Below are 19837 nucleotides of genomic sequence, written 5' to 3' on the forward strand. Positions count from 1 at the left end.
TGCCGGTTTTCGTGCTCACCCCGGTGGCCCGGTAGCTTCCCACCATCCTTTTGGCCGGTGACGGCTTTCACCGGTTTGTGCCAGTCTCTCCCGGGTAACGCGCCGTGACGTCTTCAGTGCGCGCGGCGAATGCGTCACTCAGGGAGGAGACGTCTTGCCGAGATCCACACAGGGCCGGGTGCGGTCGTTCGCACTGGTGGGGGCGCTCGTGGCCGGCGTGGGACTGGCCGGGACGGCCGGCACCGCGGCGGCGGCCGAAGACACCGTCGCCAAGCCCGCCGTCGTCGGGGCGACCGCCCCCGTCGACTGGGGCACCTGCTCGACCGACACCCTCGCGGGCGTGCCCGCGGACCAGGTCAAGTTCTACAGCTGCGCGCGCTACCGCGTGCCGATCGACCACGACAACGCCTCGTTGGGCACCATCGACATCGCGCTGCTCAAGCGCGCTGCCCGCACGCCCGACAAGCGCGTCGGCTCGCTGTTCCTCAACCCCGGCGGCCCCGGCGGCTCGGGCCTGCGGATGCCGATCAGCGGGCAGTACTACTTCCAGCCGCAGGTGCTCGACCGGTTCGACCTCGTCGGGTTCGACCCGCGCGGCGTCGGGCAGAGCAACCCGTTGCGCTGCTTCACCACCCAGGAGGACGCCGACGAGGTCTTCGGCGCCCAGATCCCGGTGCCGCTGACGCGCGCCGAGATCTCCGGCACCCTCGCGAGCTACCGCGACTACGGCCGGTTCTGCAAGAACAACGCGGGTTCGCTGCTGAACCACATGTCCACCAAGGACGTCGTGCGCGACCTCGACAAGCTGCGCGCGGCGGTCGGCGACCAGAAGCTGACCTTCGTCGGCTTCTCCTACGGGACGCTGATCGGCTCGACCTACACCTCGATGTTCCCGAAGCAGTCGCGCGCGATCGTCATCGACGGCAACGTCGACCCGGCGCTGCGCACCAGCGACGGCGTCCAGTACGACCGGGAACGCGCGCAGGGCTTCGAAATCTCGCTCGACGGCTTCCTCAAGCGGTGTGACCAGGTGGGCGCCAAGTGCGCCTTCAGCGACGGCACCCCGCGGGCGAAGTTCGACGAGCTGCGCGAGTACCTCCGCAAGCAGCCGATCACCATCCCCGGTGGCGGCACGGTGGACATCAACAGCTTCACCGGCGGGGTTTCGAGCGTGCTGTACTCGCCGTCGGCGTTCCCCGGCCTGGCCGAGGACCTGCAGGCGCTGTACAACGTCATCCACCCGGCGGGCGTGCAGGCGCAAGCCTTGCAGGCCAAGCAGCTGAAGGTGCTCACGGGCGGCAAGCAGGGCCTGGCCGACCAGAACCCGGACAGCCCCTACACGAGCGACGACTCGTACTTCGCCGTCAACTGCTCCGACAAGCCGTTCCGGATCAAGCAGGAGCAGGTGCCGGACATCGCCGCCAAGTGGGAGCGCGAGTCGCGCACCTTCGGCCGCTACCAGGCGTTCGCCGACACGGCGGGCTGCCCGGTGTGGCCGGCGAAGAAGCCGGACGCCTACCGCGGCCCGTGGCGGGCCAAGACCGACGTCCCGGTCGTCGTGGTCGGCAACTACTACGACCCGGCGACGCAGTACCGGTTCGCCCAGCGGATGGCGGCCGAGCTCGGCAACGCGCGGCTGCTGTCGGTCGACGCGTTCGGCCACTGCATCCTCGGCGACGCGCTCGGCGTCGACAAGGCCGTGGCCGACTACCTGACCGACCTCAAGGTGCCGGCGAACGGCCAGGTGTTCCAGCCGAACGTCCAGCCGTTCGAAACCGCTTAGCAGCAAGTGAAACGGGCCGGGGTGACGCTCTCGCCCCGGCCCGTTCCACTTGCCCGGCAACCGGTCCAGCACGTCCTCGGCGGCCGCCTCCGCATCGGCGACCCGGCGGTCACGCCGCAGCGCCGCCTTCCGCGACGCTGTGCCCAGCGTCACCGACGTCGTCGAAGTACCCGGTGTCAAGCTGTTCTTCCCCGGCGAACGTCCCGAGGACCTCGTCCCGCACCTGCGCCGGCACTGGCAGTAGGGCTACAGTGGTCGAGTTGATCAACCACGAGCACCGGAAGCGAGGTGAGCGGCACATGCCAGCGGACAGTCATCGGACGGCCGGGCGCGCGCTCACCGGAGGTTTCCGGCTGGGCTGAGTCCGGCCGCCCCCTGTCCGGCAGTGCGCGCACGCCGGAAAAGAGTCGGACATGACCATCTTCGAAATGCTGCTGCGCGTCGGCGCCGGCGTCGGCCTGGGTGCCGTCATCGGGATCGAGCGCCAGTTCCGCGCCCGGATGGCCGGGCTGCGCACCAACGCGCTGGTCGCGGTCGGCGCGACGCTGTTCGTATTGCTGTCCGCGCACGGCTTCGGCGGGCTGGCTTCGAGCGGCGACGCCGACCCGACGCGGGTCGCGGCCCAGATCGTCTCGGGCATCGGGTTCCTCGGTGCCGGCGTCATCCTGCGGGACGGGCTGAACGTCCGTGGCCTCAACACCGCGGCGACGCTGTGGTGCTCGGCCGCGGTCGGCGCGCTCGCCGGGTCCGGGCTGTACGCGATCGCGGCGGCCGGGACCGCCGTCGTGGTCGGGGTGAACGTGGTGCTGCGGCCGCTCGGCCGGGTCGTCGACCGCCGTCCGGACGCGGGCGACGAGACGCCGACGCGGTACGCGTTCCAGGCCGTCACCCGCGACGCGACCGAGGCGCACGTGCGGGCGCTGCTCGTGCAGTCGCTGACCCGCACGGACTTCCGGCTGCTGTCGGTGCTGAGCACCGACCGCGAGGACCGCACGGTCGAGGTCCGCGCCGAGCTGGTCGGCGACCAGCGCGACGACGCCCAGATGGAGGCGGCGGTGTCGCGGCTTTCGCTGGAGCCGTCGGTGTCCAGCGTCCGCTGGGAAGCCGTGCCGGCTTAGCCGAGGAACTCCTCGAGCAGCTCGTCGAACCGGGCGGGCTGCTCGAGGTTGACCATGTGCGCGGCACCCGGCACCTTCGTCCAGCGGGCGTGCGGGGCTTCGCGGTCGAGGAGGTCCGCGACGGCGAAGATGTCGGTCGAGTCCAGGTCCCCGGTGACCACGAGGGTGCGCACGCCGATCTCCGCGACCCGGTCGATCGCGCCCAGTTCGGTGCCGAGGACCGGCGCCGGGTGGCCCTTCGCGGCGTTCTCCACCAGCATGTCCCGGCACAGCTTCCGGACCGCCGGATCGACCTCGCCGGGAGTGCGGTGCGGCCCGTCGACCCACAGCCGCAGGACGCATTCGAGCAGGGCGGGCCCGTCGCCGGAGCGGGCCGCCTCGCCGGCCTTCGCCAGCAGGCCGAGGACGTACGGATCCCGGAACTCCATACCGCTGATCCCCGGCGAGCCGAGCACCAGGCCGCCGACGCGGTCCGGGTACGCCACCGCGAAGTCGAGGAACACGCGGCTGCCGAACGAGCAGCCGACCAGCACCGGCCGGTCGACGTCGAGCGCGTCCAGCAGCTTCTTCAGGTCTTCATGGTGCGAGAACTCGCCGGGCGGGTTCGACGAGTCACCCGCGCCGCGGCCGTCGTAGCGGATGACGCGGTGGTCGCGCGCGAACCGGGTGAACTGCCCGTCCCACATCGCGCGGGTCATGCCGCCCGCGTGCAGGAACACGACCGGCTCACCGCGGCCGCGTTCTTCGTAGGACAGGGTGCCGTCGCCGAGCTCGATTTCCCCCATGTCCTCCACGGTAGCCAAAAAGAGGGCCTCCCCGTCGCGATGACGGGGAGGCCCTCCGAAAAGCAGTGACCCTTACGCCTGCGTCATCTTCCGCAGCACGTACTGCAGGATGCCGCCGTTGCGGTAGTAGTCCGCCTCACCCGGGGTGTCGATGCGGACGTCCGCCTCGAACTCCACCTTCGTGCCGTCGGCCTTCGTCGCGGTGACGTGCACCGTGCGGGGCGTGTCGCCGTCGTTCAGCGCCGTGATGCCCGAAATGTCGAACGTCTCCGTGCCGTCGAGGCCCAGCGACGAGGCCGACTCGCCCTGCGGGAACTGCAGCGGGATGACGCCCATGCCGATCAGGTTCGAGCGGTGGATGCGCTCGAACGACTCGGTGATGACCGCGCGCACGCCCAGCAGCGAGGTGCCCTTGGCCGCCCAGTCGCGCGACGAACCGGAGCCGTACTCCTTGCCGCCCAGCACCACCAGCGGCGTCCCGGCCGACGCGTAGTTCTGCGCCGCGTCGTAGATGAACGCCTGCGGCGCGCCGTCCTGCGTGAAGTCACGCGTGTAGCCGCCCTGGACGTCGTCCAGCAGCTGGTTGCGCAGGCGGATGTTCGCGAACGTGCCGCGGATCATCACCTCGTGGTTGCCGCGGCGCGAGCCGTAGGAGTTGAAGTCCTTCTTCTCCACGCCGTGCTCGGTCAGGTACTGCGCGGCCGGGGTGCCCGGCTTGATCGCGCCGGCGGGGGAGATGTGGTCGGTGGTGACCGAGTCGCCCAGCTTCGCCAGCACGCGCGCGCCGGTGATGTCGGTGACCGCCGACGGCTCCGGCGTCATGCCCTCGAAGTACGGGGGCTTCCGGACGTAGGTGGACTCGGCGTCCCACTCGAAGGTCTTGCCTTCCGGGGTGGGCAGCGACTTCCAGCGCTCGCCGCCGTCGAAGACGTCGGCGTAGTCCTTGGTGAACATCTCCTGCGTGATCGCGTAGTCGATGGTCTCCTGGATCTCCTGCGCGGTCGGCCAGATGTCCTTCAGGAAGACGTCGTTGCCGTCCGTGTCCTGGCCCAGCGGCTGGTTCGCGAAGTCGAAGTCCATCGTGCCGGCCAGCGCGTAGGCGATGACCAGCGGCGGCGACGCGAGGTAGTTCATCTTCACGTCGGGGTTGATCCGGCCTTCGAAGTTCCGGTTGCCCGAGAGCACCGAAACCGCGGTGAGGTCGTTCTCCTGGATCGCCGCGGAGATCTCGTCCGAGAGCGGGCCCGAGTTGCCGATGCACGTGGTGCAGCCGTAGCCGACCAGGTGGTAGCCCAGCTTCTCCAGGTACGGCCACAGGTTGGCCTTGGTGTAGTAGTCGGTGACGACCTGCGAACCCGGCGCCATCGACGTCTTCACCCACGGCTTGACCGCGAGGCCCTTGTCCACGGCGTTGCGCGCGAGCAGCGCGGCGCCGAGCATGACCGACGGGTTCGAGGTGTTGGTGCACGAGGTGATCGAGGCGATCACCACGGCGCCGTGGTCGAGGACGAACTCGCCGCGGTCCGGCGTCGAGACCTTGACCGGCTTGCTCGGGCGGCCCGACGCGCCGTTCGCGGCGGAGCTGGTGACCGGCGCGGCGTCGTCCTCGGCGAACGACAGCGACGGCGCGTCGCTGGCCGGGAAGGACTCCTCGGAGGCCTCGTCCATCTTGGTGTGCGGCGTCGGGTCCTCGCCGTCCACGTAGTCGTGGATCGACTTGCGGAACGACGACTTCGCGTCCGACAGCTCGATGCGGTCCTGCGGGCGCTTCGGGCCGGCGATCGACGGGACGACCGTCGAAAGGTCCAGCTCGAGGTACTCGGAGTAGGACGCCTCGCGCGACGGGTCGTGCCAGAGGCCCTGCTCCTTGGCGTAGGCCTCGACCAGCGCGACCTGCTCGGCCGAGCGGCCGGTCAGCTTGAGGTAGCGGACGGTCTCCTCGTCGATCGGGAAGATCGCCGCGGTGGAGCCGAACTCCGGGCTCATGTTGCCGATGGTGGCGCGGTTGGCCAGCGGCACCGCGGACACGCTCTCGCCGTAGAACTCGACGAACTTGCCGACCACGCCGTGGCGGCGCAGCATCTCGGTGATCGTGAGCACGACGTCGGTGGCGGTGACGCCGGCCGGGATCTCGCCGGTCAGCTTGAAGCCGACGACGCGCGGGATGAGCATCGACACCGGCTGGCCCAGCATGGCCGCCTCGGCCTCGATGCCGCCGACGCCCCAGCCCAGCACGCCCAGGCCGTTGACCATGGTGGTGTGCGAGTCGGTGCCGACGCAGGAGTCGGGGTAGGCCTGCCCGTTGCGGGCCATCACCGTGCGCGCGAGGTGTTCGATGTTGACCTGGTGCACGATGCCGGTGCCCGGCGGGACGACCTTGAACTCGTCGAAGGCGCCCTGGCCCCAGCGCAGGAACTGGTAGCGCTCGCGGTTGCGCTCGTACTCGATCTCGACGTTGCGCTCGAAGGCGTCGGGGCGGCCGAAGACGTCGATGATCACCGAGTGGTCGATGACCAGCTCGGCCGGGGCGAGCGGGTTGACCTTGTCGGGGTCGCCGCCGAGGTCGGTGACCGCCTCGCGCATGGTGGCCAGGTCGACGACGCACGGCACGCCGGTGAAGTCCTGCATGATCACGCGGGCGGGCGTGAACTGGATCTCGATCGACGGGTCGGCGTTCGGGTCCCACGAGCCGAGCGCGCGGATGTGGTCGGCGGTGATGTTCGCGCCGTCCTCGGTGCGCAGCAGGTTCTCGAGCAGGATCTTCAGGCTGTACGGCAGGCGCTCGGCGCCTTCGACCTTGTTCAGGCGGAACACCTCGTACGAGGCGTCGCCGACCTTCAGCGTGTCTTTGGCGCCGAAGCTGTCCTTGCTGGCAGGTGCGGTCACGTCTAACTCCAGTGGCGTGGACTTCCGCGCCGGTGCGGCGGTCGAGTCCCGGGTCAGTTCGGTCGGGTTCGGTGGTGGCGAGTCTTGCGCACCCCCACCGTAGGACCGGATTCGGGATGCCACACCTCGCGGTGCCTCAAACAGTACGCGCGTCCTGTTTAACGGACAAGACGACACGCGGTGTGGGCTGCGCCATCCGCGACGAGGGTCCCTCAATGAGGGGAATTGGTGCCTACGGTGTGTAAGTTTCCGGTGATGCGGGTGATAGTGGTGTGACTGCAGTGACGCGCGATGTGCGCAGGTGAGCGGAGGTGGGCGGTCGTGGCGGGACGGCGTGGGGGTCCGGGGGTGCCGCGGGCCCGCCGTGGACTCACCGTGAGCGCGCTCACCTTGGTGATCTTGTTCGGCGCCGGCGGCACGGGCCTCGCGGCGCCTCCGCCACCGCCCAACCCGAGCGACTCGGACCTCAATTCGAGCAAGGCCGACGCCAACGCGAAGGCCGGCGAAGTCGGCAGGCTGACCAACCAGCTGGCCCAGGCCGAGCAGAAGCTGTCGCAGCTGCAGGACGACGTCGAGCTGAAGCAGGAAGAGGCCAACAAGGCCCTGGTCGACCTGCAGTCCGCGCAGGACGCCGCCGCGCAGGCCGAGAACGACGCGAAGGCCGCCCGCACCGAGGCGGACGCGGCGGCCGCGGCGATCGAGAAGGCCCGCAACGACCTCAAGACGTTCGCCGCCGCGAGCTTCCAGCAGGGCAGCACGGTCGGCTCGCTCTCGGCGTACCTGAGCGCCGACAGCCCGAAGGACATGCTGGCCCGCGCGCAGCTGCTCGACGCCGTCGGCGGCGACCGGCTCAACGCCCTCGACCGGCTCCAGCAGGCGCAGACCGAGAAGTCCAACAAGGACGCCGCGGCCCGCAAGGCCGCCGAGAACGCCCAGCAGAAGCAGGATGCCGCCCGGGAGGCGAAGACCAGCGCCGACTCCGCGCAGGCCAGGGCGATCAGCGCGCAGGACAGCCAGGCGACCCAGAACACGCAGCTCGAGAAGAACAAGTCCGACGTCGAGCAGCAGCTCTACACCGCGCAGGCCAAGGTCAGCGGCCTGCAGGGGCAGCGGCAGCGCTACCAGGACTGGCTCGTCGAGAAGCAGCGCGAAGACGACGAACGCGCCCGCCAGGCCGCGCTCGGTTCGTCCGGTGGCGGTGGCCGCCCGGCGAGCAAGCCGGCGTCGGGCCCGGCCGGCTCGTCGATCGAGGCGGTCATCGCGCGGGCGCTGTCGAAGATCGGCCTGCCGTACGCGTGGGGCGGCGGCAACGCGAGCGGGCCGACCCGCGGCATCCGCGACGGCGGCGTCGCCGACCGGTACGGCGACTACAACAAGATCGGCTTCGACTGCTCCGGCCTGATGATCTACGCCTTCGCCGGGGTCAAGGGCCTGCCGCACTACAGCGGCTACCAGTACACGGCCGGGCGCCGGGTCCCGCTGTCCCAGATGCGCCGCGGCGACATGCTGTTCTGGGGCGGCGCGGGCGGCATCCACCACGTCGCGCTCTACCTCGGCGGCGGCCAGATGGTCGAGGCGCCTCAGTCCGGCCTGCGCGTCCGGATCGCGCCGGTCCGCTACGGCGGGATCATGCCGTACGCGACCCGCTTGATCGGCTGAAACTCGCTCGACGCGTTCCTCGGCCGGACGCCATGATCGGCCGCGTGGACGACGAACTGAACGCGCTGCGGCGCTCGCGGATGCGCTGGAACACGCCCCTGTCCGAGCCCCACGCTGCGCTGCTGCTCGAACGGATGGCCCTGGACGAAGGGCACCTCGTCGACCTCGGCTGCGGCTGGGGCGAGCTGCTGCTGCGGGCGGCGGAGCGGGCACCGGGCCTGCGCGCGACCGGCGTCGACACGGACGAGCTTCTCCTCGAGCGTGGCCGGGTGGCGGCTCGTGAGCGGGGCCTGGCGGTGGAGTTCACCTCCGCGGACGCCGCGGGCTGGGACGTCCCGGCCGAGCGCGCGTTCTGCATCGGCGCCGCGCACGCCTTCGGCTCGACGAAGGCGGCGCTCGAAAGGCTCGCCCGGGTGGTTCCGTCCGGCCGGGTGCTCTACGGCGACGGCTTCTGGGCGGCCCCGCCGAACCCGGCGGCGCTGGAGATCTTCGGGCCGGACACGCTCGCCCTGCCGGAGCTGCTGGACGCCGCGGCCGCCGCCGGCTGGCGCGTGCTGCACGTCAGCACCGCCGACCAGCTGGAATGGGACGACTTCGAGTCGACGTCGAAGCTGGCCTGGCAGGAGTGGCTGCTGGCGAACCCGGCCGACCCGCGGGCGGGTGAGGTCCGGGAGTGGCTCGACGAGCGGCTGCGACAGTACGTCCGCGACTACCGAGGCGTGCTGGGCCTCGCGTACCTGGTGCTGGGCCGCTGAGGTCAGGCGCGGCTCGGGGTGCCCGGGCGGCTGCGCCCCGCGAGCGCGCTGCGGGTGCCGTGGTGGTGTGGGCCGGTGGTGGTGGCGTTGCTGCTGGGGCTCGCCTTGGTCCGGGCGCCGTGCCCGGCGTCGGCTTCACCTCGCTCCTCTCCAGCGGCTAGCCTCCCGGGATGCGGTACGCGGGGATCGTGGTGGCCGGGGGTTCGGCACGCAGACTGTCCGGTGTGGACAAGCCGGCGCTGTCGGTGGGCGGGAAACCGTTGCTGGCCCGCGCGATCCACGCGCTGGCGGGAGCCGAACGGGTGATCGCCGTCGGGCCGCGGCGGCCCGGGTTCGACGTCGTGTGGACGCGGGAGCCGGTGCCCGGCACCGGGCCCGTCGCCGCGCTGGCGGCCGGGCTCGCGTTCGTCCCGGACGACGTCGAGACGGTTGCCGTGCTGGCCGCCGACCTCCCGGGCGTCCGCCGGTCCACAGTGGACCGGCTGGTCGCCGCGATCGGCGATGGCGACGGCGCGGTGCTGGTCGACGCGGCCGGCGCGCGGCAGTGGCTGCTGGGCGCGTGGCGGGTCGCGGCGCTGCGGGCGGCGTTGCCGGAGCAGGTGGCGAACGCGGCGCTGCGGCGGGTGCTGGGCGGACTGAGCGTCACCGAGGTGCCGGCCGAACGGGGCGAAGCGGACGATATCGACACCCCCGAAGATCTCGAGCGCCACCGCTGAAGGCAGCTTCACAGATGTCACACCGGGGGAGGTGTTGGCTACTCACGGGGCGAACCCGCGCGTCCGCGTGCCGGATGCGACGGACGACCGGGGGACGCAGTACGGTCGCACCGCGTGATCACCGTCGCGGGGGCGGCGCACGAACTTTCGAGGAGGCAGAGTGACCGAGCCCGGCTACGCCGAGGGCGGGAACGGCCAGCAGGCGACACCGGCGCGGGACGCCCAGTTGCTGGAGCGGACCGTGTTCGAGGTCAAGCGGATCATCGTCGGCCAGGACCGCCTGGTCGAGCGGATGCTGGTCGGCCTGCTGGCCAAGGGCCACCTGCTGCTCGAAGGCGTGCCCGGCGTGGCGAAGACGCTCGCCGTCGAGACGTTCGCGCGGGTCGTCGGTGGCTCGTTCTCCCGCGTCCAGTTCACGCCCGACCTGGTGCCCGCGGACATCCTCGGCACCCGGATCTACCGCCAGGGCGCCGAGCGCTTCGACGTCGAGCTCGGCCCGGTCGTGGCGAACTTCGTGCTCGCCGACGAGATCAACCGCGCGCCCGCCAAGGTCCAGTCGGCGATGCTCGAGGTGATGGCCGAACGGCACGTGTCGATCGGCGGGCAGACGTTCCCGATGCCCGACCCGTTCCTCGTGCTCGCCACCCAGAACCCGATCGAGAACGAGGGCGTCTACCCGCTGCCCGAGGCGCAGCGCGACCGCTTCCTGTTCAAGATCCTCGTCGAGTACCCCTCCGCCGAGGAGGAGCGCGAGATCATCTACCGGATGGGCGTCACGCCGCCCACCCCGCACGAGGTGCTCAGCCCGGGCGAGCTGGTCCGGCTGCAGGGTGTCGCGTCGCAGGTGTTCGTGCACCACGCGCTCGTCGACTACGTCGTGCGGCTCGTGCTGACCACCCGGACGCCGAACGAGCACGGCCTCGCCGACGTCGCCGGCTGGGTGTCCTACGGCGCTTCGCCGCGCGCGAGCCTCGGCATCATCGCCGCCGCCCGGGCGCTGGCCCTGGTCCGCGGCCGCGACTACGTGCTGCCGCAGGACGTCGTCGACGTCGTGCCGGACGTGCTGCGCCACCGGCTCGTGCTGTCCTACGACGCGCTCGCCGACGGCGTGCCCATCGACCACATCATCACGCGCGTGCTGCAGACCGTGCCGCTGCCGCAGGTCTCGGCCCGGCCGCAGGGCGGGGCCGGCCAGGGCGGCCCGGTCCCGGCGGGCGCGCCGGTCAGGTAACCCGGCGATGGCGAAGAACGAGAAGGGCGAACGCCCTTCGTGGGCGCCCCCGGTGCTGCGGGGCGACCGGATGGAAGCCGGGCTCCGGACGCTGGAGCTCGACGTCCGCCGCCGGCTCGACGGGCTGCTGCAGGGCAACCACCTCGGCCTGGTGCCGGGGCCGGGGTCCGAGCCCGGTGAGGCGCGCCCGTACCAGCCCGGCGACGACGTCCGCCGGATGGACTGGGCGGTCACCGCCCGCACCACGACCCCGCACATCCGCGAGACCGTGGCCGACCGCGAGCTGGAGACCTGGGTGGTCGCGGACCTGTCGGCGAGCCTCGACTTCGGGACCGCGCTGTGCGAGAAGCGCGACCTGGTGGTCTGCGCGGTCGCGGCGGTCGCGCACCTGACCGGGGGCGGCGGCAACCGGATCGGCGCGCTGGTCTCCACCGGCGCCGACACGGCCCGCATCCCGGCGCGCGGCGGCCTCGCGCACGCCCGCGGCCTGGTGCGGAAGCTGGCCGAAACCCCGCGAGCCGCCGAGGGCACCCGCGGCGACTTCGCGCAGGCCCTTGAGGCGTTGCGTCGGCCACCGCGGCGGCGTGGCCTGGCCGTGGTGATCTCCGACTTCCTGGGCGACACCTCCTGGGAACGGCCGCTGCGGGCACTGGGCGGGCGCCACGAACTGATCGCGATCGAAGTCCTCGACCCGCGCGACGTCGACCTGCCCGAGGTGGGCACCGTCGTGCTGGCCGACCCGGAGACAGGGAAGCAGCGCGAAGTGCATGCGTCGGCCTTGCTGCGCAAGGAGTTCGGGGCCGCGGCCCACGCCCACCGCCAGCAGGTGGCGGCCGGCTTGCGGCGCGCGGGTGCGGCGCACCTGACGCTGCGCACGGACGCCGACTGGATCGCCGACATGGTGCGGTTCGTCGTCGCCCGCAAGCGCCGCTGGTCCGGGGGTGTGGCGTGAGCTTGACGGGCTTCACCGCTCCTTGGTGGTTCCTGCTGCTGATCGCCGTCGCGGCGGTCGCGATCGGGTACGTCCTGGCGCAGCGGGCGCGGCGGAAGCGGACCATGCGGTTCGCGAACCTGGCGCTGCTGGAGAAGGTCGCGCCGAAGAGCCAGGGCTGGGTGCGGCACCTGCCTGCGGTGCTGATCGTGTTGTCGCTGCTGATCCTCACCGTCGCGCTGGCCGGGCCGACCGCCGAGCAGAAGGTGCCGCGCAACCGGGCGACCGTGATGCTGGTGATCGACGTGTCGCTGTCGATGGAGGCCACCGACGTCGCGCCGACGCGGCTGAAGGCGGCCCAGGACGCGGCGACGCAGTTCGCGCAGAACATGACCCCGGGGATCAACCTGGGCCTGATTTCGTTCGCGGGCACGGCGACCGTGCTGGTCAACCCGACCACCGACCGCAACGGCGTGATCAAGGCGATCGAGAACCTCAAGCTGGCCCAGTCGACGGCGACCGGCGAAGGCATCTTCGCCGCCCTGCAGTCGGTGGAGAGCTTCTCCAGTGTCGTGGGCGGCGCCGACGGACCGCCGCCGGCCCGGATCGTGCTGATGTCCGACGGCAAGCAGACGGTGCCCGAGGACTTGTACGCGGCCCGCGGCGGCTACACGGCGGCGCAGGCGGCGAAGCAGGCCGGTGTACCGATCTCGTCGATCTCGTTCGGCACGACGCACGGGTCGGTCGACATCGACGGCAAGGCCCAGCCGGTGAGCGTGGACGACGAGTCGCTGCGCGAGATCGCCCGCCTGTCGGGCGGCGAGTTCTACAAGGCGGCCAGCGCCGAGGAGCTGAAGAAGGTCTACGCGGACCTCGGCGAGCAGATCGGCTACGAGCTGAAGGACGCCGACGCGAGCAAGCCGTGGGTGGTCGTGGGCACGCTGTTCCTCATGCTCGGCGCGGCGGCCAGCCTGTTCTGGGGCCAGAGACTGCCGTGACTCAGGCTCGGCGGACGCCGTAGAGGCTTCCGCCGAGCAGGGTCACCGGGCCACGCGCTCTCGGGCCGGCTCGCGTCCAGGCCACCGGCTTCCGCAGCGAAGGGGTCTTCGGCCGCGCCGAGCGGAGTGACGGACCGCGGTCGTCCTGCCCGATTCGCGACATCTCCTCCAGATCGCGCAGAGCGGCACCGACGAGCAGCCATCGCGGCCTGATTTCCGCGCCGCATGCGCCCGGGTCGGCTGGAGTCCCCCTTTGCGTTGGACTTGCCGGTCACCTGAGCTTCCAGCTGACGCGGTGCGAGGTCGATATTTGGCCCGGGCCCCTCGCTCAGGCTCGGCGGACGCCGTAGAGGCTTCCGCCGAGCAGGGTCACCCCGGAGAGCACCCCGCTGACGAACGGCACCCACGCCGCGGCGCTGCCCAGCAGGGCGAGGCCGACGACGCCGAGCACCGTCAGGACCACGCCGACCACCAGGATCGACCGGGTCTTCCACGCCGACGCGAGCGCGACGAAGTGCAGTCCGACGATGGTGGCGATCCACGCGACGTTCGCCTGCACCGGCGCGTCGAGCAGGCTCAGCACGAAGAACCCGGCGATCAGCAGCACGACCTCGCCGATGACGATCACCCGGTAGCTCGGCCCGAACATCGGCCGCCCGTCGAGGGTGGGCCGCCCGCCGGCGCGCACGCCGAGGACCACCACCGCCGCCAGCGCGAGCACGGCGAGGGCGCGCAGCACCCAGCCGATCGCGGAGGGAACCGGCGAGCCGGAGTTGACCAGGACGAACACGGTGCCGAACGCGGCGCCGATGAGCGCCCCCAGGAACTGCTGTCGCATCCGGCGAACCTACCGGACGGTGCTCACGCGCCCGCGAAGCCGTTCTGCCGCCAGGCTTCGTACACCGTGACAGCCGCCGTGTTGGCCAGGTTCAGCGACCGGCTCGTCGGCACCATCGGCAGCCGCACGCGGTCGGTCACCTCCGGCGCATCCTGCACCGACGCCGGCAACCCGACCGACTCCGGCCCGAACATCAGCACATCGCCAGGCCCGTACGCGACGTCGGTGTACAACCGCGTCGCCGAGGCGCTGAACGCGTAGACCTTGGCCGGCAGCAACACTTCCCAGGCCGCGGCCAGCGACGCGTGGACGTGCACCCGCGCCAGGTCGTGGTAATCAAGCCCCGCGCGGCGCAACTGCTTGTCCTCCAACGTGAACCCGAGCGGCTCGACCAGGTGCAGCTCGCACCCCGTGTTCGCGACGAGGCGGATCGCGTTGCCCGTGTTCGGCGGGATTTCCGGCTGGTAGAAGAGAACGCGGAACACGGGCTCAGTCCCCGAGCAGGGCCGCGTAGGCCTTGCGGACCGCGTCGGGCGGCGCTGCCGGACGCAGGGTCGCCGGGTCGATGAACACGTACCGGACGTTCGCCACCGCGATCACCTCCGAGCCGCGGTGGATCTCGAAGTCGAAGATCAGCGACGTCGTGCCGAGGTGGTTCAGGTACTGCGAAACGACCAGTTCGTCGTCGTAGCGGGCCGGGGCGCGGAACTTCAGGTTCGCCTCCGCCACGACGACGTCCGTGCGGTGGGCCAGGAACTCCTCGTGCGAACCGAAGAGCGCCTTCTCCGCCTCGAAGCTGCACATGTCCACATAGGCCAGGTAGTGGGCGTTGAAGACGATGCCCTGGCCGTCGCACTCGTGGTAGCGCACGCGCAGCGGCATCCGGGCGGCGGGGCGGCGGGGTTCGGTCACCGGCCCAATCTAGCGCTCAGCCGTGCAGCGCCCGGTACGCGGCCGCCGCGCCCGGCTGCAGCGGGACCGGCTGCGTGCCGATCAACGTCCGCACGTCGAGGAACTGCGTCCCGACGGCTTCGGCGGGCACCAGGTCCGTCGCCCGCTCGACGAGCAGCCGGACGACGGCCGCGGCGACGTCGTCAGGCAGCGCGGGGGAGCACACCAGCAGGTTCGCGACGCCGATGGTGCCCAGCGCGCCGACGCCGCGGTAGGCGCCGTCGGGCACCTGGACCTGGTCGTAGACCGGCCCGTACGCCGCGCGCAGCGCGGGCACCACCGCATCCAGGGGAAGCAGGGCGATCGGGGTCGTACGGGTGAGGTCGGCGAGCTTGGGCGTCGGCACCCCGCCGGACCACAGCATGGCGTCGATCCGGCGGCCGGCCAGCGCGCGGACGGCGTCGTCGAAGAGCAGGTGCCGGACGTCGACGGCGATGCCGGCCTTGGCGAAGAGGCGCTCGCCGAGCTGGGCCGCGCCGGAGCCGCCCGCGCCGAGCGACACCGGACGGCCGGTCAGGTCGGCGAGCCGGCGCACCGGGCCGTCCGCGCGGACCACGAGCTGCAGGTAGTTCTCGTAGACGCGGCCGAGCGCGAGCAGCGGCACCTTGCCGGTGAAGGGCGCGCCGCCGGTCAGCGCGGTCTGGGCGACGTCCGCGAGCACGAGCCCGAGGTCGGCCTGCCCGCGGCGGACGAGGTCGACGTTGGCGACGCTCGCCTCGGTCGGCACGGCCGTGGCGTGCAGCCGCGGTTCGGCGCGGCTCAGCTCGGCGGCGAGCAGCTCGGCGAAGGCGAGGTAGAAGCCGCCGCGCTCGCCGGCCGCGATCGTGACCGTCCGTTCGGGACCGCCGTAGCCGGACGTCGAGCAGCCGGCCAAGGCCAGACCGAGGCCGCCGAGGAGGGCGGTGCGCCGGGTGAGGGTCATGGTGCCGCCAGGGGCAAGGTGACGCGGGCTTCGAGGCCGTGGGGGAGTGCTTGACGCAGTTCGAGGACGCCGCCCCGGGTGCGCACCTGCTGCTGCGCGATGGCCAGCCCCAGTCCCGTTCCTCGGGGCGCGCCTTCGCCGCCCGCGCGCCAGAACCGTTCGGTGGCCCGCGCCCGGTCCTCAGTGGACAGTCCGGGTCCGTCGTCGGCGACGACCAGCGTGGCGGTCGAGGCGCCGCTTTCCCAGTCTGTGGTGATCTTCGCGCCGGTGCCCGCGTAGTGGATGGCGTTGTCCAGCAGCACATCGAGGATCTGCGCGAGTTCTCCCTCGGGGCAGCGGACGGTGACCGGCTCGTCGTGGCCCGGCGGCGGCACGATCGTCGATCCGGCGTCGTCGGCGGACGGGCGCCAGGCGTCGACGCGCTCGGCCAGCACGGAGGCGAGGTCGCACGACTCGTCCGCGCCCCCGGCCGCGACCCGCGTCGCCGTGCTCTCGGCCAGCGCCAACGCCAGCAGCCCGTCGAGCAGCTTCTCCAGGCGTTCCACCTCGGCCACCGTCGCCCGGTAGGTGGCGTTGTCGCCGGTCACCTGCGCGTCCAGGGAGTCGACGCGCAGCCGCAGGGCCGCCATGGGGTTGCGCAGCTGGTGGGAGGCGTCGGCGACGAGCCGGTGCTGCTGGTCGGCCGCTTCGAGCACCGCCTCGGACATCCGGTTGACCTCGCCGGCCAGCACCCGCAGTTCACGCGGCCCGGCGCGTTCCGGGACGTGCGCGCGGTGCCCGGCGGCGACGGCGAGGACGCCGGTCTCCAGCTCGTGCAGCGGCCGGACCATCCAGCGGGCCAGCACGACGGCGAGGAGCACGAACACGACCGCGACGAGCAGCGCGCCGGCCCCGATGGTGCCCCAGCGGGTGGCGACGTCCGCGGCCGCCGCCGTCACCGACGCCCGGAGCACGACCACGCCGGACACGCGGGTGCCGGTGCCGACCGGGCGCGCGAAGTACGCCGGCTCGGCCGACCACGGGCCGAGCCGGCCGACCTGCGGCGCGGGTTCGTTGCGCATGGTCGCTTCCACCAGCGCGTGGACCGCCGGGTCGGCCGCGGTCAGCCCGCCGGCCTGGACCAGCGGCGCGCGGCGCGCGTCGACGATGACGACCCCTTCGCCGTACAGCTCGGTGTAGCGGGCGGCGTCGGCCACGAGTGCCGCCGGGTCGCGGGTGTCGACGGCCTGCTGGGCGAGCACGACGAACCGGTCGACGTCGGCGGTGCGGGAGATGACCAGCTGCTGGGTGCGCTGCTCGGCGGTGGACGCCAGCAGCGGCACGGCGAACGCGGCGACCACGGCGAGCGCGAGGGCGACCAGCACGACCAGCAGCCGGGTGCGCACGGGTCAGTCCCGGCCGAGCCGGTAGCCGAAGCCGCGGATGGTGGTGAGCAGGCCCGGCCGGTCCAGCTTCGCGCGCAGCCCGGTCAGGTGGACGTCGAGCGAGCGCGAGACGGCGAGGTACGCGTCGCCCCAGACCTCGTCCATCAGCTGCTGGCGGCTCACCGCGGTGCCCGGGCGGGCGGCGAGCACGGCCAGGATCTCGAACTCCTTGGTGGTGAGCCCGATGTCGTACCCGGCGACGAGCACCCGGCGGGCACCGAGGTCGATCTCGACGTCCTCGATGCGCACGACGTCACCGGCCGGGGTGGTGCGGGCCACCGCCCGGCGCACGACGGCGTCCATCCGGGCCAGCAGCTCGGCCAGCCGCACCGGTTTCGTCAGGTAGTCGTCCGCGCCGAGGCGCAGGCCACGGACCACCGAGCGTTCGTCGCCGCGGGCGGTCAGGACGATGACCGGCACCGGCGACACCGCGCGGATCTTCCGCAGGACGTCCAGGCCGTCGAGGTCGGGCAGGCCGAGGTCGAGCAGGACGAGATCGGCGTCGCGGTGGCGGTGCAGGGCGTCGGCGCCGCGGCCGACGCTGGTGACGGGGTGACCGCGCGCGTGCAGCGACTCGGCGAGCGCGCCGGCGACCCCGGCGTCGTCTTCGACGAGGAGCACGCGCACGGCCATCCCCTTCGTCAGCGCTCTTCCAGCTCGGAGGTCTTCGAGGTTTCCCGCATTGTGCCGTAGACGACCAGGGAAACCAGGACGCAGCCCGCGACGTACCAGAAGAACACCGACTCGTGCCCGGCGCTCTTCAGCGCCTGCGCGATCAGCTCCGCGGTGCCGCCGAAGATCGCGACGGTCAGCGCGTAGGGCAGCCCGACGCCGATGGCGCGGATCTTCGTCGGGAACAGCTCGGCCTTCACGATCGCGTTGATCGATGTGTAGCCCGCCACGACGACGAGCCCCGCGAGGACGAGGAAGAACGCCCCGACCGGGTTCCGGGTCGAGCCCATCACCGTCATGATCGGCACGGTGAGCAGCGTGCCGGCGATGCCGAAGAACAGCAGCAGCGGGCGGCGGCCGATCCGGTCGGACAGCTTCCCGGCCAGCGGCTGCAGGATCGCCGCGAGCAGGATCGCCGAGAACAGGATGATCGTGACCGTGCGCCGCGGGATGTGGGCGGTGTTCTCGAGGAACTTCTGGCTGTAGGTGGCGAAGGTGTAGAAGGCCACCGTGCCGCCGAGGGTCAGGCCGACGACGAGCGCGATCTCCTTGGGGTACTTGGCCAGCGCGCGCAGCGTGCCGCGTTCGCCGCTGGTGGTTTCGGCTTCGCGTGTGTAGCTCTCGGACTCGTCCATGCCGCGGCGCAGCCACATGACGCTGAGCGCGGCGACCGTGCCGACGCCGAACGCGATCCGCCAGCCCCACGACGTCAGCTGCTGTTCGGTGAGCAGGCCCTGGAGGATCAGCTGGAGACCCAGCGCCAGGAGCTGACCGCCGTAGAGCGTCACGTACTGGAAACTCGAGTAGAAGCCGCGCTTGCCGGGAGTGGCCACTTCGGACAGGTACGTCGCCGAGGTGGAGTACTCGCCGCCGACGGACAGCCCCTGGATCAGCCGGGCGACCAGCAGGAGGATCGGCGCGGCCAGCCCGATCGTGTGGTAGCTCGGCGTCACGGCGATGAGCAGCGAGCCGCCCGCCATCAGCGTGACCGAAAGCACCAGTGCGCTGCGCCGGCCGAAGCGGTCGGCGAACCGGCCGAGCATCCAGCCGCCGAGCGGGCGCATGAGGAACCCGACCGCGAACACGGCGGCGGTGCCGAGGAACGCCGCCGTCGTGTCGGTCGTCGGGAAGAACGACTTGGCGAAGTACGTGGTGAACGCGGCGTAGGCGTACCAGTCGTACCACTCGACCAAGTTGCCGATCGAGCCGCGGAGCACGTTGCCGATAACGCGTTTCTCGCTGACGGCGCCCTCGGCGGGCCCGCTGATCCGGGTTGTCATCGTCGACCTCCTGTGTTGCGACTCACGGTGACCAACCAGCGGGTAACCAGCAAGGTCGGGAGGCAGTTCCTAACACCCGCTTAGGGCGGTCGCGGACGCCGCCGGGCGCGGGTGCGCGGCCCGGCGGAGCTGCCGATAACCTCGTGCCCGGCACAGCGCACGTCGACGAAGAGGGAGAACACTGTGGGACGGTCGGTTCTGGTCACCGGGGGCAACCGGGGCATCGGTCTGGCGATCGCCCGGGACCTGGCGGAGCAGGGTCACCGGGTCGCCGTCACGCACCGTGGCTCGGGCGCGCCCGAGGGTCTCTTCGGGGTCCGGGCGGACGTCACCGACACCGAGCAGGTCGACGCCGCGTTCAAGCTCGTCGAGGAGCACCAGGGCCCGGTCGAGGTGCTGGTGTCCAACGCCGGGCTGACCGACGACACGCTGCTGATGCGGATGAGCGACGAGCAGTTCGAGCGCGTCCTCAACGCGAACCTCACCGGCGCCTTCCGCGTCGCGAAGCGGGCTTCCCGCGGCATGCTGCGCGGCAAGTGGGGCCGGTTCGTCTTCATCTCCTCGGTGGTCGGCCTCTCCGGCTCGGCGGGCCAGGCCAACTACGCGGCGTCGAAGGCCGGCCTGGTCGGCTTCGCGCGTTCGCTGGCGCGCGAGCTCGGCTCCCGCAACATCACCTCGAACGTCATCGCCCCCGGCTTCGTGCACACCGACATGACCGACGAGCTGCCCGAGGCGCGCAAGAAGGAGATCCTCGCGCAGGTGCCCTCCGGCCGGTACGCCGAGCCGTCGGAGATCGCCGCCGCGGTGCGCTACCTGGCCTCCGAGGAAGCCGGCTACGTCAACGGCGCGGTGCTGCCGATCGACGGCGGCCTCGGCATCGGCCACTGA

The 19837-nt window shown here is 71.9% G+C and carries 18 protein-coding genes; 9 read left to right on the forward strand and 9 right to left on the reverse strand.

What is annotated here, in order from left to right; translation table 11 throughout:
• Positions 1-178: 178 nt before the first annotated feature.
• Positions 179-1783, forward strand: a complete 1605-nt coding sequence (locus ACIQWX_RS20965; RefSeq protein WP_400875839.1) for an alpha/beta hydrolase — start codon at positions 179-181, stop codon at positions 1781-1783.
• Between the two features lie 413 nt (positions 1784-2196).
• The gene (locus tag ACIQWX_RS20970) at positions 2197-2901 is read left to right on the forward strand and encodes an MgtC/SapB family protein (RefSeq protein WP_400873299.1); all 705 of its coding nucleotides are present in this window, start codon (positions 2197-2199) and stop codon (positions 2899-2901) included.
• Here ACIQWX_RS20970 and ACIQWX_RS20975 read toward each other — a convergent pair.
• Together ACIQWX_RS20975 and ACIQWX_RS20980 are read right to left on the reverse strand one after the other, a co-directional pair.
• On the reverse strand, positions 2898-3686 hold the full coding sequence (locus ACIQWX_RS20975; protein ID WP_400873301.1) for an alpha/beta fold hydrolase: 789 nt from the start codon (positions 3684-3686) through the stop codon (positions 2898-2900). The two genes, ACIQWX_RS20970 and ACIQWX_RS20975, sit on opposite strands and share 4 nt — an antisense overlap.
• 72 nt (positions 3687-3758) lie before the next feature.
• Positions 3759-6572: an aconitate hydratase gene (locus ACIQWX_RS20980; RefSeq protein ID WP_400873304.1), complete on the reverse strand. Its 2814-nt coding sequence runs from the start codon at positions 6570-6572 to the stop codon at positions 3759-3761.
• Positions 6573-6863: 291 nt separating this feature from the next.
• Between ACIQWX_RS20980 and ACIQWX_RS20985 the strand changes: the two genes are divergently transcribed.
• From ACIQWX_RS20985 to ACIQWX_RS21010, 6 genes are all read left to right on the forward strand, one after another.
• Positions 6864-8231, forward strand: coding sequence for an NlpC/P60 family protein (locus ACIQWX_RS20985; protein WP_400873307.1), 1368 nt, complete (start codon positions 6864-6866; stop codon positions 8229-8231).
• Positions 8232-8275: 44 nt separating this feature from the next.
• Positions 8276-8986 (forward strand): methyltransferase domain-containing protein, encoded by a 711-nt coding sequence (locus ACIQWX_RS20990; protein WP_400873310.1) that lies wholly within the window; start codon positions 8276-8278, stop codon positions 8984-8986.
• Positions 8987-9156: 170 nt separating this feature from the next.
• The gene (locus ACIQWX_RS20995; RefSeq protein WP_400873313.1) at positions 9157-9702 is read left to right on the forward strand and encodes a molybdenum cofactor guanylyltransferase; all 546 of its coding nucleotides are present in this window, start codon (positions 9157-9159) and stop codon (positions 9700-9702) included.
• 160 nt (positions 9703-9862) lie between these two features.
• Entirely contained in the window at positions 9863-10933 is a 1071-nt protein-coding gene (locus ACIQWX_RS21000; RefSeq protein WP_086673929.1) for a MoxR family ATPase, read from the forward strand.
• Between the two features lie 7 nt (positions 10934-10940).
• A complete protein-coding gene (locus tag ACIQWX_RS21005; protein ID WP_400873317.1) occupies positions 10941-11885 on the forward strand; it encodes a DUF58 domain-containing protein in 945 nt (314 codons plus the stop codon).
• Complete coding sequence (locus tag ACIQWX_RS21010; protein WP_400873320.1) at positions 11882-12862, forward strand: VWA domain-containing protein; 981 nt, start codon at positions 11882-11884, stop codon at positions 12860-12862. Before ACIQWX_RS21005 ends, ACIQWX_RS21010 begins: the two co-directional genes overlap by 4 nt.
• Positions 12863-13190: 328 nt before the next feature.
• Here ACIQWX_RS21010 and ACIQWX_RS21015 read toward each other — a convergent pair whose 3' ends face one another.
• Genes ACIQWX_RS21015 through ACIQWX_RS21045 form a run of 7 tightly spaced genes read right to left on the reverse strand, consistent with a single transcriptional unit; the run spans position 13191 to position 18949 of the window.
• The gene (locus ACIQWX_RS21015; protein ID WP_400873323.1) at positions 13191-13700 is read right to left on the reverse strand and encodes a hypothetical protein; all 510 of its coding nucleotides are present in this window, start codon (positions 13698-13700) and stop codon (positions 13191-13193) included.
• A 23-nt stretch (positions 13701-13723) separates the two neighbouring features.
• Positions 13724-14185: a tRNA (cytidine(34)-2'-O)-methyltransferase gene (locus ACIQWX_RS21020; RefSeq protein ID WP_400873326.1), complete on the reverse strand. Its 462-nt coding sequence runs from the start codon at positions 14183-14185 to the stop codon at positions 13724-13726.
• Positions 14186-14189: 4 nt separating this feature from the next.
• Positions 14190-14612, reverse strand: a complete 423-nt coding sequence (locus ACIQWX_RS21025) for an acyl-CoA thioesterase (RefSeq protein ID WP_400873329.1) — start codon at positions 14610-14612, stop codon at positions 14190-14192.
• Positions 14613-14628: 16 nt separating this feature from the next.
• Positions 14629-15573 carry a TAXI family TRAP transporter solute-binding subunit gene (locus tag ACIQWX_RS21030; RefSeq protein ID WP_400873331.1) on the reverse strand — a complete coding sequence of 315 codons (945 nt, stop codon included), beginning with the start codon at positions 15571-15573 and terminating at the stop codon, positions 14629-14631.
• Positions 15570-16958 (reverse strand): sensor histidine kinase, encoded by a 1389-nt coding sequence (locus ACIQWX_RS21035; protein WP_400873334.1) that lies wholly within the window; start codon positions 16956-16958, stop codon positions 15570-15572. Before ACIQWX_RS21035 ends, ACIQWX_RS21030 begins: the two co-directional genes overlap by 4 nt.
• A gap of 3 nt (positions 16959-16961) precedes the next feature.
• Complete coding sequence (locus tag ACIQWX_RS21040; RefSeq protein WP_400873337.1) at positions 16962-17630, reverse strand: response regulator transcription factor; 669 nt, start codon at positions 17628-17630, stop codon at positions 16962-16964.
• 8 nt (positions 17631-17638) lie between these two features.
• Positions 17639-18949, reverse strand: coding sequence for an MFS transporter (locus tag ACIQWX_RS21045; RefSeq protein WP_400873339.1), 1311 nt, complete (start codon positions 18947-18949; stop codon positions 17639-17641).
• Between the two features lie 183 nt (positions 18950-19132).
• On the opposite strand from ACIQWX_RS21045, the gene fabG reads away from it, so the two are divergent.
• Complete coding sequence (fabG, locus tag ACIQWX_RS21050) at positions 19133-19837, forward strand: 3-oxoacyl-ACP reductase FabG (RefSeq protein ID WP_400873342.1); 705 nt, start codon at positions 19133-19135, stop codon at positions 19835-19837.

Source organism: Amycolatopsis sp. NPDC098790, assembly GCF_044759945.1.
Taxonomy (GTDB): Bacteria; Actinomycetota; Actinomycetes; order Mycobacteriales; family Pseudonocardiaceae; genus Amycolatopsis.

What these genes read in the sequence shown, in the direction of transcription:
- ACIQWX_RS20970 (WP_400873299.1), top strand. Translation starts at nt 2,197, where the DNA reads ATGACCATCTTCGAAATGCTGCTGCGCGTCGGCGCCGGCGTCGGCCTG.
- ACIQWX_RS21040 (WP_400873337.1), bottom strand. Translation starts at nt 17,630, where the DNA reads ATGGCCGTGCGCGTGCTCCTCGTCGAAGACGACGCCGGGGTCGCCGGC.
- ACIQWX_RS21005 (WP_400873317.1), top strand. Translation starts at nt 10,941, where the DNA reads ATGGCGAAGAACGAGAAGGGCGAACGCCCTTCGTGGGCGCCCCCGGTG.
- ACIQWX_RS21030 (WP_400873331.1), bottom strand. Translation starts at nt 15,573, where the DNA reads ATGACCCTCACCCGGCGCACCGCCCTCCTCGGCGGCCTCGGTCTGGCC.
- ACIQWX_RS20975 (WP_400873301.1), bottom strand. Translation starts at nt 3,686, where the DNA reads ATGGGGGAAATCGAGCTCGGCGACGGCACCCTGTCCTACGAAGAACGC.
- ACIQWX_RS20995 (WP_400873313.1), top strand. Translation starts at nt 9,157, where the DNA reads ATGCGGTACGCGGGGATCGTGGTGGCCGGGGGTTCGGCACGCAGACTG.
- ACIQWX_RS20985 (WP_400873307.1), top strand. Translation starts at nt 6,864, where the DNA reads ATGTGCGCAGGTGAGCGGAGGTGGGCGGTCGTGGCGGGACGGCGTGGG.
- ACIQWX_RS21045 (WP_400873339.1), bottom strand. Translation starts at nt 18,949, where the DNA reads ATGACAACCCGGATCAGCGGGCCCGCCGAGGGCGCCGTCAGCGAGAAA.
- ACIQWX_RS21015 (WP_400873323.1), bottom strand. Translation starts at nt 13,700, where the DNA reads ATGCGACAGCAGTTCCTGGGGGCGCTCATCGGCGCCGCGTTCGGCACC.